This window comes from Undibacterium sp. Di27W (assembly GCF_049340345.1).
Taxonomy (GTDB): Bacteria; Pseudomonadota; Gammaproteobacteria; order Burkholderiales; family Burkholderiaceae_D; genus Undibacterium.
This window is the reverse complement of record NZ_JBMPOS010000014.1, coordinates 1-18,647: the sequence shown is the minus strand read 5'-3', so window position 1 is coordinate 18,647 and position 18,647 is coordinate 1. Positions and strand designations below refer to the sequence as shown.

Annotated in this window: 12 protein-coding genes; 4 read left to right on the top strand and 8 right to left on the bottom strand. The window is 49.5% G+C overall.

Going from position 1 to position 18,647, the window contains the following annotated elements; genetic code table 11:
- From ACO0LF_RS24235 to ACO0LF_RS24225, 3 genes are read right to left on the bottom strand one after another with little or no spacing between them, the layout of a single operon-like run.
- Complete coding sequence (locus tag ACO0LF_RS24235; protein WP_423018705.1) at positions 1–1,245, bottom strand: ABC transporter ATP-binding protein; 1,245 nt, start codon at positions 1,243–1,245, stop codon at positions 1–3.
- Positions 1,242–2,036, bottom strand: a complete 795-nt coding sequence (locus tag ACO0LF_RS24230) for an ABC transporter permease (RefSeq protein ID WP_423006848.1) — start codon at positions 2,034–2,036, stop codon at positions 1,242–1,244. The genes ACO0LF_RS24235 and ACO0LF_RS24230 overlap by 4 nt, the downstream gene beginning before the upstream one ends.
- A gap of 23 nt (positions 2,037–2,059) precedes the next feature.
- Positions 2,060–3,514 carry a mannose-1-phosphate guanylyltransferase/mannose-6-phosphate isomerase gene (locus ACO0LF_RS24225; protein ID WP_423018703.1) on the bottom strand — a complete coding sequence of 485 codons (1,455 nt, stop codon included), beginning with the start codon at positions 3,512–3,514 and terminating at the stop codon, positions 2,060–2,062.
- 416 nt (positions 3,515–3,930) lie between these two features.
- Between ACO0LF_RS24225 and ACO0LF_RS24220 the strand changes: the two genes are divergently transcribed.
- Both ACO0LF_RS24220 and ACO0LF_RS24215 read left to right on the top strand, forming a co-directional pair.
- Positions 3,931–5,271, top strand: a complete 1,341-nt coding sequence (locus ACO0LF_RS24220) for a class I SAM-dependent methyltransferase (RefSeq protein ID WP_423018701.1) — start codon at positions 3,931–3,933, stop codon at positions 5,269–5,271.
- Position 5,272: 1 nt separating this feature from the next.
- The gene (locus ACO0LF_RS24215; protein ID WP_423018699.1) at positions 5,273–8,638 is read left to right on the top strand and encodes a glycosyltransferase; all 3,366 of its coding nucleotides are present in this window, start codon (positions 5,273–5,275) and stop codon (positions 8,636–8,638) included.
- A 25-nt stretch (positions 8,639–8,663) separates the two neighbouring features.
- On the opposite strand, the gene ACO0LF_RS24210 is transcribed toward ACO0LF_RS24215, so the two are convergent.
- The 5 genes from ACO0LF_RS24210 to ACO0LF_RS24190 all read right to left on the bottom strand — a co-directional run bounded on the left by ACO0LF_RS24210 (position 8,664) and on the right by ACO0LF_RS24190 (position 15,467).
- Positions 8,664–9,662: a hypothetical protein gene (locus ACO0LF_RS24210; RefSeq protein WP_423018697.1), complete on the bottom strand. Its 999-nt coding sequence runs from the start codon at positions 9,660–9,662 to the stop codon at positions 8,664–8,666.
- Positions 9,663–9,674: 12 nt separating this feature from the next.
- Complete coding sequence (locus tag ACO0LF_RS24205) at positions 9,675–11,198, bottom strand: MBOAT family O-acyltransferase (RefSeq protein WP_423018695.1); 1,524 nt, start codon at positions 11,196–11,198, stop codon at positions 9,675–9,677.
- Between the two features lie 35 nt (positions 11,199–11,233).
- Positions 11,234–12,040 carry a Crp/Fnr family transcriptional regulator gene (locus tag ACO0LF_RS24200; RefSeq protein WP_423018693.1) on the bottom strand — a complete coding sequence of 269 codons (807 nt, stop codon included), beginning with the start codon at positions 12,038–12,040 and terminating at the stop codon, positions 11,234–11,236.
- Positions 12,041–12,336: 296 nt separating this feature from the next.
- Positions 12,337–13,581 (bottom strand): tetratricopeptide repeat protein, encoded by a 1,245-nt coding sequence (locus ACO0LF_RS24195; protein WP_423018691.1) that lies wholly within the window; start codon positions 13,579–13,581, stop codon positions 12,337–12,339.
- Positions 13,578–15,467: a CHASE2 domain-containing protein gene (locus ACO0LF_RS24190; RefSeq protein ID WP_423018689.1), complete on the bottom strand. Its 1,890-nt coding sequence runs from the start codon at positions 15,465–15,467 to the stop codon at positions 13,578–13,580. Before ACO0LF_RS24190 ends, ACO0LF_RS24195 begins: the two co-directional genes overlap by 4 nt.
- A gap of 457 nt (positions 15,468–15,924) precedes the next feature.
- Here ACO0LF_RS24190 and ACO0LF_RS24185 point away from each other — a divergent pair, with 457 nt between their 5' ends.
- The gene (locus ACO0LF_RS24185; RefSeq protein ID WP_423018687.1) at positions 15,925–17,334 is read left to right on the top strand and encodes a FecR family protein; all 1,410 of its coding nucleotides are present in this window, start codon (positions 15,925–15,927) and stop codon (positions 17,332–17,334) included.
- Positions 17,335–17,896: 562 nt separating this feature from the next.
- On the top strand, positions 17,897–18,647 hold a 751-nt coding region (locus ACO0LF_RS24180), incomplete at its 3' end, for a DUF4214 domain-containing protein (protein ID WP_423018685.1).

The following is an 18,647-nucleotide window of genomic DNA, read 5'->3' as shown; positions in this document are numbered from 1 at the left end:
TTAACTTGCGTTCAGTTGATTGATCTGGAACTCACCACGTAACCAATTGCTGCCTATGAATTGCGGGTGGTCGACATTGATGACATCAAAAACCAGCAAATTATCTGACCACTCATAGTTTTCTTCGAGATGAGTCTCAGCCTTGGTCAGGGCAGTGGTTACCGAGTAGGACCCCGGCCCCAGCGTGCAGACAAATGGCAGTACAAATTCCAAAATGTTGCCAACCTGGATATCACGTTGCACCTGGCCCGTGTGCCAGGTATTGGTCCCCCAGATGACGCTACCCTGTTTGTCACGCAACATCAGGCCAAGTACCAGTTCAGGGATATTGCTGCTTGACTGGACTTCGACGACCAGTTTCACTTTTTGGCCTACCTGTGCCGCAGCCAATACCTGATCGCTATCCTGGTCACGCAGACTCAGTTTGGTGACGCTGGCCTGGCCTGTACCTGAACGGGTTTGCAGCCAGCCTTGCTCATTGCGTTGCTGTTCGATTTCCAGTTTTTCATTTTCCTTGCGAGCGATCATGGCATTGTAAAAATCCACGACTTCGTCTGGCGCGCCTTGCTTGAGCACGCTGCCTTTTTCGATCAGGATCACGTGATCGCACAGACTGCGCACTTCACTCATGCCATGAGTGACCAGGATGATCGATGTACCTTGTTCCTTGAACTGGCGTATGCGGTCAAAACTGCGATGCTGGAAATAACTGTCACCAACCGACAGGATTTCATCGACGATCAGCACATCCGGTCGCACTGCCGTAGCCACTGCGAAGGCCAGGCGTGCTTGCATGCCGCTGGAATATACCCGCAAAGGCTGGTCGAAGAAGTCACCAATTTCGGCAAAACTTTCTATGCCGGGCATGAGTTGGTCTAGTTGCTGACCACTGAGTCCCATCAGGCCACCAGCCATGTAGGCATTTTGCCTGCCTGAGAATTCCGGGTTGAACCCCAGCCCCAATTCCAGCATGGCACTGACACGGCCATGTACGGCGATATGGCCTTTGGTGGGTCGTACCGTACCGGTAATCATTTTTAGCAGGGTACTTTTACCTGCGCCATTCTGACCTATGATGGCAACAGCTTGTCCGGCAGGTACTTGAAAACTAATATCCCGGTTGGCCCAGTATTCATAGGCTGGTTTGACTGGCAAGCCAGCCCAGTGCATGAGCCTGGCCAGCAAGCCATTAAACTTGGAATAGCATTTTCCTACGCCTTCTACACTTAATACAATCTGACTCATAGCGCATCCACCAGATCCGCACTGGCACGCCGGAAGATCCAAAAAGAAAATATAAACAAGCCTGCTGACAGCAGGAAGGGAGTCAACAGATCGGCCCAGACTGGCGTGGTACCGTACAGCATGGCATTTTGGTAAATCTTGACCAGTGCGGTCATGGGATTCAAACTCAGCATTGCTGTAAATTGTTTAGGCAGGGCATTGCTTTGATACACCACGGGCGTGAACCAGAACCAGAGTTGCAGGACGATGCCCATGACCTGGCCAACGTCGCGTGAAAACACATTCAATAAACCAAGCACGATACCCAGACCAAAAGCAAACATGACGATGAGCAGCATGCCTATCGGCAGTATCAGCCAGGCCAGCGTGGGCATGTGGCCAAAGAACAAAAAGACCACCGCGATCGCTGCCAGCAAGAGCAAGTGATTCAACAAGGCGCTGCCACCGACGATCAGAGGCAGGCACAGGCGTGGGAAGGCAATCTTTTTCAGGGTATTTGAATAGTCGATAAATACCGTGGTACAGCGTGTGATGATTTCGGAAAACAAACCCCAGGCGGACATGCCTGCCATCAGGTAAATGGCATAGGCGGATTTGCTGTCTGTGTTTGGCATTTTACTGGCCAGCACCTCAGACAAGACGATGGCAAAGATGGTCGCCTGTGCCAGGGGATTCAAAATCATCCACAAGGCACCGAGCTTGCTGCGGGCAAAGCGACCGGAGAACTCGGCCTTGATGGACGACAGGATAAAATGGCGGTAATGCCACAGGGAAATAAGTACAGCTTTCAAATCTTGCTTTCTTTAGTGCGGTATCAGTTTGCGACACGACCATATATATCGTCAAAACGGACGATGTCGTCTTCGCCAAGATAGGCACCAGATTGTACTTCTATTAATTCCAAATCAGTCTGTCCCGGATTTTCCAGCCTGTGCTTGACGCCCAAAGGAATATAGGTGGACTGATTGGCAACCAGCGTCATGACGTCTTCACCACGCGTAACCAGGGCAGTGCCACTGACAACTATCCAGTGTTCGGCCCTGTGATTATGCATTTGCATGGACAGGCGGCCCCCAGGTTTAACGACGATGCGCTTGACTTGGAAATGTTCACCGCTATCAACAGAATCATAATGACCCCAGGGGCGGTAGACTTTGCGGTGGTTATCTGTCTGGGTATAGTTTTCATCCTTGAGACGGGTGACTACACGCTTGATGTTCTGGGTATTGGCTTTATTGGTGACCAGCACTGCATCCGGCGTTTCGACGACGATGACATCTTCCAGCCCCAGGCAGGCGACCAGGCGGCTGTCAGAGATCACCAGGCAATTGCGTGAATCTTCCAGCAGGACATCGCCATGGGTGGTGTTACCGTTAGCATCCTTGTCAGATACTTGCCAGACTGCATCCCAGGCACCGACGTCGGACCAGCCGGCATTGAGGGGGATGACATAGCCAGGAATAGACAAGTCGCTATCCTTGGCCAGCTTTTCCATGACAGCATAATCAATGGAATCTGAAGGGCAGGACAAGAATGCATCCTTGTCTACCCGCACAAAGTCACAGTCTATACTTGCCTTGTCCATGGCTTGCTGGCAGGCGGCATACATGGCTGGGTGGAAATGAGCAATGGCTTTCAGCCAGGTGGTGGCGCGCATCATGAAAATGCCGCTATTCCACAAATGACGTCCACCTTCGAGATATTGCTGCGCCACCTCGAGTACCGGCTTTTCTACAAAGGCTTGTAACTCAAGCACAGCGGTGCCGGGCAATTGTTCACCGGTCTGTATGTAGCCATAGCCAGTTTCCGGCCTGTCGGGGACGATACCAAAAGTCACCATGGCACCATCCATCGCCTGTTGCAGGCCATGTTGTATGGCTTGATGGAAACCCTGCTTGTCATTGATGACATGGTCGGCTGGCATGACCAGCAAGACAGCGTCGCCAGCGCTGGCAACGGCAGACAAGGCTGCCAGTGTCAGGGCAGGTGCAGTATTGCGGCCACTAGGTTCCAGTAACAAGCTGCAATCACTAAACCCTGCGACACGCAGTTGTTCTGCCGTGATGAAGCGGTATTCCTCATTGCAGACCACGATCATCTTCTGGGCAACGCCTATGCTGCCCGAAAAATCCCGTACACGTGTGGCTGTTGCCTGCAACATGGTTTCTTCGCCTATCAGGGCGAGTAATTGTTTTGGGTGTTTTTCACGCGATAGCGGCCACAACCTGGTTCCGGAACCCCCGGAGAGAATGACGGGCTGTAATAACATGTTAACTTTCTTGTTTTCTTTGCCGTTTGGCAGATAATTATAAAATATAAATCTTTTGCAATTTGCAGCCTATGTTGTCCGTTCAGAGTGTGGCGGATGTGTGCTGGCGCTGAATAGGCTAAACTTGCGGCATCCGGGAGCTACTCGATAGTCTGGCAGACAGAACATGAAACTTGCAGCGGAACTGACATTTTGTAGAAATACTGCTGGCAGTAATAAAACCGTCGCAGTTTACATCATCATTTATACTTCCACCCCTTTTTGCGGTTCAAAAACTGATCCTTTGCCGCCAATTATGAATAAATTACCCTGATTATATGGCGATACAGAATAAATCCGAATCTGAAAGCAAGCAGTTAGCTGAAAAGGCCAGTGTCATACAGCATCACAGAAGACATTCCTATCCTGTACACACTATGACAGAACAGACAGAACAAATGGTGGTGGAACAGCCAAGGGCAAGTGAGGCTATCGTCAATTCAGAGCATCAGGAAGCAATCCCACCTCAGGCGGCAGTCTCTGTGCAAACGCCACAGCCAGTAGAGGAAGCGCTTGCTGTGCCATCGGCAAATGGATGGAAACAAAAAATTCGCCGTATACCAGGACTGGGTTATGCATTGGCATGGTGCAATGCCTTATGGCGCCTGCCGCGCACACGCGTGCAAACCGAGCAGGCCCTGGCCCGTTTACAATGGTCTATCGACGGTTTGCAAGGAAAATTAGTTGATTTGCAACAGCAGCTGGAGTTGCAATTACACCAGCAATCTCTTGAGCAATTGCATAGGCATCAGGCTTTGCAACAGCAACAGCATCTGCAAGAACAAAGAATCGCAGCATTGGAAGCACCCAAGCTGGGTATGCGTCTGGATCAGTATGATGCGCTCGATATTGGTGAGCGCCTGATGCAACTGGATCGTTTGCAAATCGCAAGGCAATTGCGTTCGGTCAATTTGATGATGCGTAATAGCCTGCAAGTTGCGAGTGCATCTGGTAGCTCGTCCGCAAGTGCGAACCAGGGGCCGGACAATGGCCTGGTCCAGGCGCCAGCAACACTGGCCGCAACAGTCATACCGCGTCCCGCCAGCAGTTTCGACCAAGATCAATTTTACCTGGAATTTGAAGCCTTGTTCCGTGGTTCGCGTGCAGATATCAAACAGCGCTTGCAGGCGTATCTGCCATATCTGTCACATATCAGCGAGCAAGCCAAAGACGCCCGCAAAATGGTCATTGATGTTGGCTGTGGTCGTGGAGAGTGGCTGGAATTGCTGGATGAGCAAGGTATTCCTGCCATGGGGGTGGATATGAATATCTCCATGGTGAATGCCTGCCTGGATCAAGGTTTTCTGGTGCGTCATGCTGATGCGATCGCTTATCTGCGTGAGCAGCCCGCAGGTAGCGTGGGTGCAGTGACTGGCTTCCAGATCATAGAACATTTACCGTTTGAGCAATTGATAGCGCTGTTTGATGCTGCTCATCATGCCCTGTGCCCAGGTGGCGTGATTATTTTTGAAACACCCAATCCAGAAAATCTCAAGGTTGGTGCCTGCAATTTTTATTTCGACCCTACCCATTTGCATCCCATAGTTCCGCAAGTGGCAGAATTCATGGCAAGGCAGCGCGGCTTTGCACATACCGAGATTTTACGCCTGCACCCTTATCCAGATGACCATTTGCTGCATGGTGATACGGAAGTCGAAGCCTTGCTGAATAAGGAATTATTTGGTCCCCAGGATTATGCAGTCATAGGTCGTAAATAAGATGCAGATACATCAATTCAGCCCCTCTTGCGGCCGGGGTGACGGCGTCAGTAATGGCATGTTCTTTACTCGTAAGCTGTTACGGGAAATGGGTTTTTCATCGGACATTTATTGTGATCTGGTACAAGACGAGGTGCGTGATGAAGTCTTGTCTATCAAGGAACTGCAGCTCTCCAGTGAGGATGTTTTGCTGGTGCATCATAGCCTGGGTTATGAAAACTCGGCCTGGCTGAAAGAGATCAAGGCGCGCAAGGTACTGGTCTATCACAATATTACACCACCACAGTTTTTGCCAGATAATGGCTTGCCCGAATTGAGTTTATTGGGGACCAGGCAATTGGTATCGTGGGCGCAGGATTTCGAGGCGGCGATAGGAGATTCAGAATTGAATAGTTCTGAATTACGTACTGCCAATTACGCCAGGGTGACAACTATCCCTTTGCTGGTGGATGTCAGGCGCTGGCAACAACACAGCTATAACAGCCAGCTCATCGCCAGCTTGCGCGATGCGCAAAATATTTTATTTGTCGGCCGCTTATGCGAGCATAAACATCAATTGCAATTGCTGGAGATGTTTGAGGAATTACGCTATTTATCCAGGCAACCAGTGCGCCTGATACTGGCAGGCGGTGTGACCAGCCTGCCTTATGAGGCAGAAGTACGTGCACGCATCACGGCCATGAAACTGGATGGGCAGGTGCTAATGACAGGCAAGGTTACTGAAGAAGACTTGCTGGCCCTGTACCGTAGTGCCGATGTCTATGTCAGCCTGAGTGAACATGAAGGTTTTGGCATGCCATTGATCGAGGCTATGCTGCATGACGTGCCCGTGATTGCCCGAGCCACGGAAGGTGTCAGCGCTACCATGGGGCAGGCCGGTATTTTGCTGGATGCCAGTGTCAGTCCTGCGACTTGCGCTGCCCATGTGCAGATGGTATTGAGTGAGCCAGCGCTGCGTCGTCGCATCATTGCCAGCCAGCGGCAAAATATTCAGCGCTTCTCACGTGAGCAGATACAGGCAAGCCTGCAAGCATTTCTGCAAGACCTGGGTGTGCAACTACCTCAAGCGCCCGTTTTTGCAACTGAAGCGCAAGCTGCATTGTGGCAGCTGGAAGGGCCTTTCGATTCCAGTTATAGCCTGGCTATCGTCAATCGTGAATTGGTACGAGGCCTGGCGTCACTTGATATACCTGAGCTGCAACTGGGTTTGCGTAGTCGTGAAGGTCACGGGGATTTTCCTGCATCAGCAGAATTTTTGGCTAGCAATCCAGATCTTGCCAGCATGCAAACGACGGCTATGCAAGCTACGCAAATGCCGGACGTGGTTTTGCGTAATTGCTATCCACCGACACTGGATGATATGCCTGCCCGTGTCAGGGTCGTCAATTCTTATGGTTGGGAAGAAACTGGTTTTCCTCAGGATTTTGTCAATGAGTTCAACCGCAAGCTGGATCTGGTTCTGGTGGTGTCGCGCTTTGTTGGCAAGGTCTTGCGCGACAATGGCGTGCGCATACCGATTGCGGCCGTGGGCAATGGTGTTGATCATGTATTGAGAGACGCCGCCATCCCTGTTCCTGCCAGCGTATTGAGTAGCGTGAAGACCTATCGTTTCTTGCATGTCTCTTCCTGCTTCCCACGCAAGGGAGCAGATGCCTTGCTGGCGGCGTATGGTCAGGCATTTCGGGATAGCGATGATGTCAGTCTCGTCATCAAGACCTTTCCTAACCCGCATAATGATGTGGTCGCACAACTCGCTGCGTTGCAGGCAGATGATGCACATTTTCCGCATGTACATATCATCATGGATGATTATACGCAGGCGCAAATGCGTGGTTTGTACGAGATCAGTGATGCTGTAGTGGCACCTAGCCGTGGTGAAGGTTTTAACTTGCCTGTTGCGGAAGCCATGCTGCTCAAATTGCCGGTGATTACCACGGCATGGAGCGGACAAATGGACTTTTGCGATGCCAGCAGGGTGTGGTTGTGTGACTATCATTTTGCCAAATCCGGCTCCCACTTCAGCACCATGCATTCAGCCTGGGTCAATCCTGATATAGCGCATCTGGCCAGCCTGATGAAAGAAGTCCACACCAGTCCGGTAGAGGTGATTGCGGCCAGGACAGCCGCCGCCCATGCCTATATCTCGGCGAACTATGCCTGGTCAGATGTGGCCAGCAGATCGCGTTCAGCAATCGCGGCACTGGAGCAGCAGCCCTTGTTGCGTAAGGAGCCGCGCATAGGCTGGATCAGTACCTGGAATGCGCGTTGTGGTGTGGCTTCGTATTCTGCATTTTTAACGGCCAGTATTCCTGCTGACAGAATCGTTTATCTGAGTAGCCATATCCCTGAAAGAACTGCGCGTGATGGCCATAACGTGATCCGGGCCTGGGATGCGAGTTTGGATGAAGACCTGGAATACGTCCATCTGAACATACAAGAGCAAGAACTGGATGCGATTGTCATTCAATATAATTTTGGTTTCTTTTCATTGAGGGCATTGGCGGATTTGATCTGTCGCATGAAAGAGGCCGGTAAAGCAGTGTATGTCTTCTTTCATTCCACCGCCGATGTGCTGCATGATGATGGCTTGATTTCCCTGACGACGATCACCAGGGAATTGCAATTGGCAGATCGCCTGTTTGTACATGGCATTGATGACATGAACAGGCTCAAGGGATATGGTGTGACCGACAATCTGCTATTTTTCCCGCAGGGATTAATGCCTACCCTGGCGAATGCAGTGAACCGTGTCGATGCCCGTCATCTGCAAGGGAAAACCGTGATTGCCGCTTATGGTTTTCTGTTGCCTCACAAAGGCATACAAGCCTTGATCAAGGCCTTCGGCAAATTGCGTGAACAGGAAGACGGCGAGCAGTATCATTTGCTGCTGGTGACTTCGCTGTATCCGGTTGGTTTGTCGGAAGGCGAATATCATCTGTGTCGTCGTCTCATGTATGAATCCAATCTGGAAGCACATGTGACTTTCCTGTCTGAATATTTGACCGATGAAGTCAGTCAATCCTGGCTGCAACAGGCTGATCTGATTGTCTATCCTTATCAGAAGACACAAGAGTCATCCAGTGCTGCGGTACGCATGGGCTTGGCATCGGGCCGTCCCGTGGCAGTCACTCCACTGTCGATTTTTGATGATGTTAAAGATGCCGTGCATGTCTTGCCTGGAACCGACCCTGATGCGATAGCTGCAGGGATCACTGCGATTTTACAAGATACTCAGGTATTGAAAGAAAAGGCAGTGCAGGCAAAGGCATGGACAGAAACCAGGCAGTGGCCAGCTTTGTCGCAGCGCCTGCTGAACGTTATCGACGGCATCGCCAATGCGCTCGACACTGATACCGGGCGAATATAGATGAGTATGCATGACGAGAGCTGATTTAGTCAGCTTTTGTCAGCTTACCCTCATGTCCACAGCTGAGATCGGTGCGGGACTGCAGGAGCTTGATCAGGCTGGCGGTATGTTCTTTCCTGGCCCAGTCTTGCAGGTGATGGTCGGTATCGAAAAACCAGGTATCCGGGTACATGAAATCTTGGGGTTTTCCCAGATAAGTTATCCCCAGCTTGTTGAGTCGCTGCGGCAAGCTTGCATAAAAAACCTGGTCTTCCGCATCGCTATCGTATTTGGCATGATGCAGTAAAACCGTAGGTACGGCGATCAGGCAGATATGCTGGTCTTTAGCCCAGCGCGCATAGTCTTCCATGAGTTTCCAGCCACCGGTTTCTGTCGCAGCCCTGTGCCCATAATCCCAGGCTTTGGCGGCCTTGACAGAGGCAATATCTCCGGGACTGCGTTCGGCCGGACTGGAATGCGTCTGGTCACCTCTGGCATCCAGGTGATGGGCACCGTAGGTGCCGCTGGTGACCGGTCCATCGGGTAAATGCCGCAGGCCTTGCAGCCAGCGCTCAGGCCCCAGGCCTGCTGCAAACTTCAATTGGCTAAGGCGAGACAGGCTGCGCCAGTAATCAAGATCCCTGGCCATGACATAGTCGATGACTTGCGCATTGGCTTTGCCTTCGTCAAGGTAGAGCGCATATTCCAGGGGCATGAAGATGGTGTCACCGGGATGGGCGACGCGACGCGACACGTCCAGTATATAGGGCAGGCCCAGGCCGGCATTGACCGCCAGATTGATGACGGGTTTGTGCCAGAAATTTTCCAGCATGCCAGAGTCCAGGCCGAACATGGCATTGGAACCGGCAACAATAAGTACACGAGGTGTTTTGACCTCTTGTGCTGCATGTATTTTCAATTGATAAGCATCGTAGACCCAGCGTGAACTGCCGGTCGCGACACCAAGCTGATATTTGATACCTATTATCCACAGTATGCTGAGTGCCAGGAAACTGCCCATCGTGGCGAACAAGAATTTTTTCATATTCTGGCTCGCTTAAAAATTAAAATATAAAAATTCTGTGGCTGGCCTGACCGCCATCCATTTCAAGGCAAACCACAGACCTGCACCGGCGATCAGGCCAAGCATTATCTGTCTGCGCTCACTGAGGGGTGGAATGGCGACATTGGGGAGTGGATCATAAGCCAGCAATTCTGTCGTATTGGGCAAACACCAGACAATGAGCATGCCTATGCCTACCCACAGCCAGCCTGCATCTGCTGAAGTACTCAGCAAGGATTCTGCCACTTGTGCGATGTTTTGCCATGGCAGCGCTGGCAGGTGCGCACCTGACATGGGTTGCAACAGGGCGCTATACATATGCGTTGCACTAGTCATATCCGGCGCTCTGAACAACACCCAGGCCAAAGCAACCAGCAGGAAGGTGAAGGCGATACTGATTATCTTGGGCAGCTTGTGCCAAAGCCTGCGGATCACCGTACTGCCTTGTAAAACATGCTGCCAGAAATGATTGATCAACAGCATGCTGCCATGCAGGGCTCCCCATAAAAAGAAGTTCCACCCAGCGCCATGCCATATGCCGGCGAGTAACATCGTCAACCACAGATTGCGATAGCGTTTGAATTGACCCTGGCGATTTCCACCCAGGGGGATATATAAGTAATCGCGCAAGAAGCTCGATAGTGTCATATGCCAGCGCCGCCAAAAATCGATGATGGACACTGCCTTGTAAGGGGATAAAAAATTGATGGGCAATTTAAAACCAAACATCAGTGCCAGTCCGATTGCCATATCAGAATAAGCAGAAAAATCAAAATACAATTGCAGGGTATAGGCCAGCATGGCTTGCCAGGCTGCTTCGCCCCCTGGTGTTGCCTGTCTCGCTAAGTCAAATACCGGGCTGGCATAGCGTGCCATGCTGTCAGCCAATATGGTCTTTTTAAACAAACCCAGCGCCAGAAATGTCAGGCCAGTGATGACGGCTTCTTTTTGCTTAAAAAGGGGATTGTCATCTGGCCTGGTTTGCGCAATTAAGGGCTTGTGATGGACGATGGGGCCAGCGATCAGTTGCGGGAAAAAGGACACGAAAAACAGGTAGTCGAGCGCAGTATGTCTGCGCACATCACCACGCCTGCAATCCACCAGGTAAGCGATTTTCTGGAAAGTGACAAAGGAGATGGCCAGCGGTAAAACGATAGGGTCTATGGGAGGGGCGGCATGAAATACGGCGAATAGATTGGCCAGCAAGAAGTAAGTGTATTTAAATCCACCCAGCACCAGCAGATTAAAGCCTATGCCTGCTTTTAACCAATGGCTGGCCAGTTTATCTTTATGTTCTTGTTTGGCCTGCAGGATGCGGCCACCGAGCCAGAAATTGATGCTGATGGAACTTAGCAAGACGACCAGGTAACGTATATCCCAGACTGCGTAAAACACTAAGGAAGCCAGGGCCAGCCAGGCCAGGGCCAGTCTTAAACCGAATTTTTTCTGGCATAACCACCATATCGCCAGTGTGACGGGCAGGAAGAGAAACAGGAAGCCAAAAGAATTAAATAGCATGATGAAGTAGTGGGCCCAGTATCAGGCGAGCTGATTCAGGTGGCGCCCAGAGCCAGTTTTTGCAATTCGTCAGGCTTACGGATGATGAGTCGGTGCAAGTCTTTTTCTACTATGCCTTGCTGGGCCAGATGCAAGAGTGCGCGGGTGACGGTTTCCCGGCTGGTATTGATCATCATGGCGATATCCTGATGGGTAGGCAGGTTTTCTATCACTTCCAGATTACCCGGCATGATTTTCTTGAACAAGGCAATGAAGGCATAAATACGTCTGGAAGTATTGCTGATACTGAGCAAGGCGCGGAATTCAGAATCGCGCTGTATTTTTTCTGCCAGGTGACGCAGCATCATATTTGCCATGGCAGGCGAGTGTGCAAACAAATGCAGGGCCGTGGCACTCGGTAAAAAACCTACTAGTACATTGCTCAGGGCGACGACGGAAGCGGAGCGTGGTGTACCATTGATGATGGCGATTTCACCAAAAAAGTCCCCTTCCTTGAGCATGCGCAATCCGATAGCGCGGCCATCTTCTGTCACGTCAACTACTTGCAATTGCCCGGACAGCAAAAACAGCAGGCTGTCACCGATACCACCCTTTTGCAATACCACGTCACGCTTGTTGAAGTGACGTACACGCATATCCGCCTTGACCTTGGCCATGTCTTCGTCACTGAGTCCCATCAACAAGGGGATATTGCGTAAATTGACAGTGATCTGGTTGACTTTGACCTGTACCTTGGTTTGTATCGGTATATTGAGTTGCAATTGCCCAGGCGAAGTCTCTTGTGACTCCGCGCTGGGTGCCTTGTTGTGAATCACTGCGACTTCATTATTTGATACTGTCATTGGTCAATCCAATTTTGAAGACTGGCCTGTGGGCTGGTATGCGCAATAGCGGGTCATTCGTTCTCAATTTTTCCTGTGTCATGCTGGATGATAGATGGAGGCGGCCAGACAAAAATTCAAATCAGAGACGTGGATGTCATTGGTTTGAGTGTCGTTTTTGTTCAGATTCGCCTATTTTACCGGTCTCTTGGCGTTTTCATCCCATATGCTGCATTTCTTGCTACATGACTATGTCTGAAATATCCTCATGTTGTTGGCAATGCAGGAACTGAATCGCAGATTTCCCCTTATTTCACTTAGAAATTTTGCCACTGCCAGTTTAGCTGCACGGTTTTGCCATTGTATTGAAGGAGGGATATATTTTCTCTGTTATTTGTCATGCGGAATTCTAGCTGTATGGCCTGATTGTTGGTGACATACCAGTTAAGCGCTGCTTTTAATGTCTGGATTTCCTGGCGTCTTGCCACTTCGATTAAGTTGGGGGAATAAATTGTCGCACTTCGCCACAATTGCTGGGTACAGCCCAGTTCCAGCTCAGTTTGCTGTAATAATTGGCGTCGCACACTCAGATTGGCATAGTAACCCTCACGATGACCGCCCTGTCTATCGGAGTGAGCCCGGTCCGCCAGATAGGCAATGCCGCCCTGGAGCACGAATTTTTCTGCTTCATAGCTTGCCAGGCCGCGTAATTCCCACGTGTGGCCATCAAAATTGGCCAGGGTTGGGTATTGCACGTTGGTGTAGGCGGCAATCGTGCTGAAACGCCATGGGCTTGACGCGCTTATCGGTGGTGTCAGGCGTAATTGTGCTATTTCCTGTTTTTGGTACAGTTTGCCACCCAGTGTCAGGGCGCTGGCCATCGCTGTGCCCTTGAGCGCGAAATCACGCCATTTCCATGGTTGCTCTACACCAAGGGCAAAGGCCATGGTGTTATACGAGGTCAGGGTATCGTAGCTGCGTGCGCGTAATTGGGTGAAACCTTGTGCCCCATCCTTGCTGATATCTTTGGACAGATTGACGGCAATGGTGGCATAGCGATCAGCTTTTGGTTGGTATTCCGGCAATAGTATGATGTTTTGTTGGCTTGCACCACTCCCCAGCGTAAAGTTGGGATTGCTGGCACCCTGGTTGACATTGGTGTCATAGCCGACTTCCAGAGATACTGAAATATGTTTTTCTGGCGGCTTGATGTAGCATTCCTTGGGTTGTAAAAGATCAAGTTTATGAATCTGATCTTCAGACAAAGGCAGACTTTGTTTCATCTTCATAAACAGGCGATCAGCCTCTGCTTTGTTGCCAAGTTCACATTGCAGCATAGCCAATTCCAACCAGGCACCTGCGTGCTGGGGAATTTTTTCTATTAAATTGGCGAGCATGGCCTTGGCCTCATCATGGCGCTTTTCGCTGATGGCTTTCAAGGCCCCCATGTACAGGTTTTCGCTATCGATTTGCTCTGCAGATGTTTCAGCGCGGACATGCGCAAATGATGCCAGTAACAGCAAGAGAGGCAGAAAGCGCAAATGCTTGCGTCTTATCTTCATGCGCTAACCTCAACTGTGTAAATTGTGGTCGGTTTTTCCTTGCCCTTAAGTAAGCGCTCACCTAATGGTTCGAAGCTGTGCCTGTTGGAGCTTTCCACTGTGCCTTTCCCTATGATGATGTCATAGGGAAAGTGACGGGCAGCATCTTCCAGGCGCGAAGCGGTATTCACACTATCGCCAACGGCAGTGTAGATGCTACGGAAGGAACTGCCAAAGTCTCCGGCAATGGCGATACCGCTTTCTATTCCGATTCTGACTCTAACCTTTTTTCTCCCTTGTTGCTCATATTGGCTACTTAATTTTCTAACATTTCTGACTATTTCTATGGCAGCATCGACTGCCAGATCTGCATGGTTTTCTACTGGAAGAGGGGCACCCCAAAATGCCACCAGGCCGTCGCCGGTATATTTATCCAGTGTCCCTCCCTTTGCCAGTACTGGTGCGGTAAGGCATTCCAGAAATTCCCGCGTCAAACTGGCGGCTTCTTCCATGGGCAGGTTTTCAACCTGGCTGGTATACCCTTCCATATCAGCAATCAAGGTCGTCACATGCAATTGGCGCGGAGCCAGTGGATCTTTCAAATCACTGCGTAATAATTCTTGTACTACAGCTTTGGCGACATATTGTTGCAGGGTTCCCAGGAGCCTGCGTGATTTTTGCTGTGTTGCCTGCCAACCAAATGGGACTGCTACAGCCAGTAAAAAAAAGTTCGATATCAAAGGGCTGACAGGTGAGAACCACATATCGTGGTCGACTATCAGGTAAGCCAAGCCCAGCCAAATTACCGAGCCCCCTCCCAGCATCAGGGTATTCGACAGAGCCGAAAAACGGGGAAACATAAATACGGCCATACCCGCGGTGATCGCAGAAAATAACAAGGCCAGCCAGCGTCCCGGCCATTTTATATAGTGCTGTCCTTCCTGTTCATCGAGCATGGTGCTTAAGGCTTGCGCATGCACCAGAAATCCGCTGGTGGAAAAAAGTAGTGGTGTTGGTACACGATCAGCCAGGCTCAAAGACGACGAACCAATAATGATATATTTGTCTTGCAATGACTCTAGCGGCGCTTCTCCTTGCAATACACTGAGCGCCGGAATGACTTCATACGAGGCCAATGTGCGCTTGTAATCTACCCGTGCAAAACCGTTTTCATCTACATCTGAAAAGCGGCTTGTGCCTGGATAGACTTTATCTGTCTTTTTTCCTGAACAGCATTGCTGCAATACTCGCGACAAGGCATCGTAAACCTTGTTGTCAAAGCGCGTCTGAGCCGGAATCCGGCGTAAAGTTCCATCTGGATCGGGTACAAAGCCAATATTTCCTATATATCTTGCTGCATTCAGGCCAGCATGATTGGCAATAAATCCTGTTGCCTTTGCCATATGGGCGAGATGCTCTTCGCTAAAGCTGCTGACCGGAGTGCCACCGATCAATTGACCATTGCGGGCAGGAGTGAATTTATTTTTATGGAAATCAAAAGCTTGTGCCAATACCACAGGCCCGTGGGCTGCCAGCATCGCCAGCCTTTGATCACCGATGGTGTCTTGTTGCTTTTCAAAATAAATATCCAGGGCAACGCCGCGAACATTGAACTCAACGATCAGTTTCTCTATCAAATCAGCGATACGTTCCCTGGGCCAGGGGGTGGCGCCCAGCACCGAAATGCTATGATCATCAATATCAATCAAGGCGACACGCTCTTCTGGCAAGTCCCTGGCTCTCAACTGGGTATAACGGTCACGCAACCATTCGTCACCTGAGAACAGACGCTGGTTTTCTGGTAACCATTGATTGACTGCGCACAGGCTGACCGCAACTGTGGCAATCAACAGCCAAAGATAGGTTTTTGCCGGAGTACGCAAAAAAATCCCGAGAGCATGCCTCATGATGGCCTAATAGCGTCCGTTGGATTATTCACTGTGCAATGAGGCAAATTGAAAAAACGTATTGATCAAAATAATTTCGGCTGCATCATAAGCTGAAACATAAAAAAATGTTGGATTTTATGCATCTTACCCCAAGTTAAATACCATATATTATGGTGTTGGAGTAGATCTTGCCAATTAATTAACGCAGATGCTTATTTGCTCAGCATGATTCATTAATGGCAGTCATACTTGCGTATTCATCATAATCCTACTGTTATCAATGGCTTAGCAAAAAAATGTTATAGTAACTGGAATTTGTAAATTGTGACCGTCGTCACAATATTTTTTATTTATCAGTGGATAATGCTAACTGTGAAAATGAGTATTTGCTGAGGCGATGTGAGCCTGCGATGTGAAGGATTATGCTGATATTATCAGCAGGCAAGGATGAAATATGAAGATAAGAGCAGATAATATGTCAGAGAGATTTGTCAGATGGATACTGGTATCCATACTGGCCTTTCCCGCATTGGCTTTTGCAGAGGATGCGGCCAAAGTGACTGCAATCTGGGGAAATGTGCAGATCAATGGCAAAGCAGCCGTCATTGATAGCCTTATTTCTGAGAATACCAGTATCAAGACTGGCAGCGATGGTTATATTTATCTTAAAACCATGGACGATGGCTTATTGATCGTGCGCCCTAATAGTGAAGCTCGCATAGTCAGCTACCATGTAGATAAACAAGACCCTTCAAATACGCGCATCAAGCTTGAATTGATATCTGGGGTGGCACGTAGTGTTTCAGGTAGCGCAGTCAAGCTGGCCAGGCAAAATTTCCGCTTTAATACCCCCGTTGCTGCCATTGGTGTACGCGGCACGGATTTTATCGTATCAACTACACAGGATGTGACGCGGGTAGTGGTGCTTGAGGGCGGTGTTGTGGTCAGTGGTTTTGATGGCGCTTGTTCGCCTCAAGGCGGTGGGCCGTGCGAAGGTTTGAGTGCAACGGAGTTGTTTGCTCGTCAACAAGGTTTGTTGCTGCAAATCAACAAAGGACAAAGTAAGCCTCAACTCTTGCAGTCAGCGCCGAGTATTTCACCTGATTCGGTGGTTCCTCCAAGACCCGATGAACCAGGTAATAAGGCAGCAAGCGTCAATAGTTCATCCAATGTACCAGCCGTATCGGATCCCAATCTTGACCCAAACAAGGCCGGTAGTGTGAAACAGAGCTTGGCGTCCAATGGTAATAAACCGTCAACAGGTATTGATGCCGGAGCGGGTGCAGGCACTAGCACTGGCACGAATACTGGGAGTGGTACGGGTACTGGCACAGGCACAGGTAGTGGGGCTTCCGGTGGTCAGGCACCTCTGGTAAATACCATCATCTGGGGACGCTATTACGAATTATTTGGACAAAAGGCGGATTTTGATATTAGCAAGCAAAACGATTCCTCCACGCGTTTTATGAATATCTATTACGGCGTAAACCAGGTAAAAAATACCGAATGGCAGATACCGACTACAGGCAGTATGGGTTTCGCCCTGAACGATAGTCTGGCTTTAATGAAGGATAATGTAAAGAACCTGGAAACGCCGGCAAAACTGGAGAATGGCAAATTGCAGTTGGATTTCGCCAAGGCAACTTTCACTACAGGTTTTGATGTAATCGCAGGCAGTGAAAAATTTGCCTTGCGGGGCGAGGGTTCTGTGACCAGTAATGGTGTCTTGTTTGGTGCGAATCAATATTTGCCCACTGCAAATATGTCAGTGCAAGGGGTGGTTACCGCAGAAAAGGGTGGTACGGCGGCCTATGTATTTCAATCCAAGCTGGATGAGGATGGTAAGCGCATGATATACGGCGTTACTTACTGGAATAAGAAATGATGTAATTTGGGGTAAGTGATAATAGTGATGCGCATGCATAAATTCTGATTGATGCTGTAAGCAATTGTTTATTTCCTTATCAAAGAGGGCTTCTTCGGAAGCCCTTTATTTTTTATGAAACTTTACTTCTTGCAAAGAATGTAGGGTGAATCTCCAGGTAATCAATACTTCTAGTCTCCCTATAGCAGAATTGGGAATATAAATACTTTGATTGACATTTGTGTATCTGTATAAGAACGCTCATTTCACATTGAAGTTAATAAATAATTTAGTAATTTCATGTAACGAAATATTCATTTTGGTTTACTTCGGGGGAAGTCGTATAATTGTAGGTTGGCAAAGTCATATCTAGGCTTTTCATTTGAAAGCTGTTTCTGCAGAACAAATGAAAATTCTTGGAATAGCAAAGCCAAATGTTGTTAAGTATTGCTTTTTTTTGAAAATGTGATTTCGGTCACATCTTCGATTGGGTGCTTCTGCGATTATCTGCTTGCCGTAACGCGAGTAGGTGCCTAAAAAGCAAGCTTCGCACTTTTTAAATCATAAATTAGGAGTTCTCTAAATGGCTAACACAGCTGCTGATATCCAAAAGCTTTACATCGCTTATTTCAACCGTCCAGCAGATCCAAATGGTCTGAATTACTGGGCAGCGCAAAACCTGACAATCGGTCAGATCGCTGATTTGTTCTCCAAGCAACCAGAATACGCTACTGCATTTGCTGGCAAAACAACAGAAGACACCATCAACACCGTGTACAACAACCTGTTTGGCCACAAAGCCGACGTCGCAGGTTTGAACTACTGGGTAGGTCAATTGCTGGGTGGCAAAGTCACCATGGGCCAAGCAGCGATCGCCATCCTGGGCGGCGCCACTGGTGCAGACAAAGTCGCCGTTGACTCCAAAGTCGCAGCAGCAACCTCCTTCACGACAGCAGTAGACACAACAGACGAAATCGTTGCCTACTCCCTGCCAGCCAACACCAACCTGGCTAAAGACTGGTTGAGCAAAGTAGTTGACTCAGCGACCCAAGCTTCCCAAATCGCGACACAAGATGCCACCATCCTGTCCATCGTTCAAGGCGGCGGTCAAAAAGACTTCACACTGACAAGCAATACCGACATCGCTACAGCAGAAAACTTCACAGCAGGCCTGGTCTACACACCACAAGGCAATGCCCGCGTGAACGCCCTGCAAGACGAAGACGTACTGACAGGCTCCAACACCTCCGCTGCAGCCAACAACAAACTGACAGCTACATTGGGTAACTCCAATGACAACGGCGCGCCTATCATCACCCCAACGTTGAAAAACA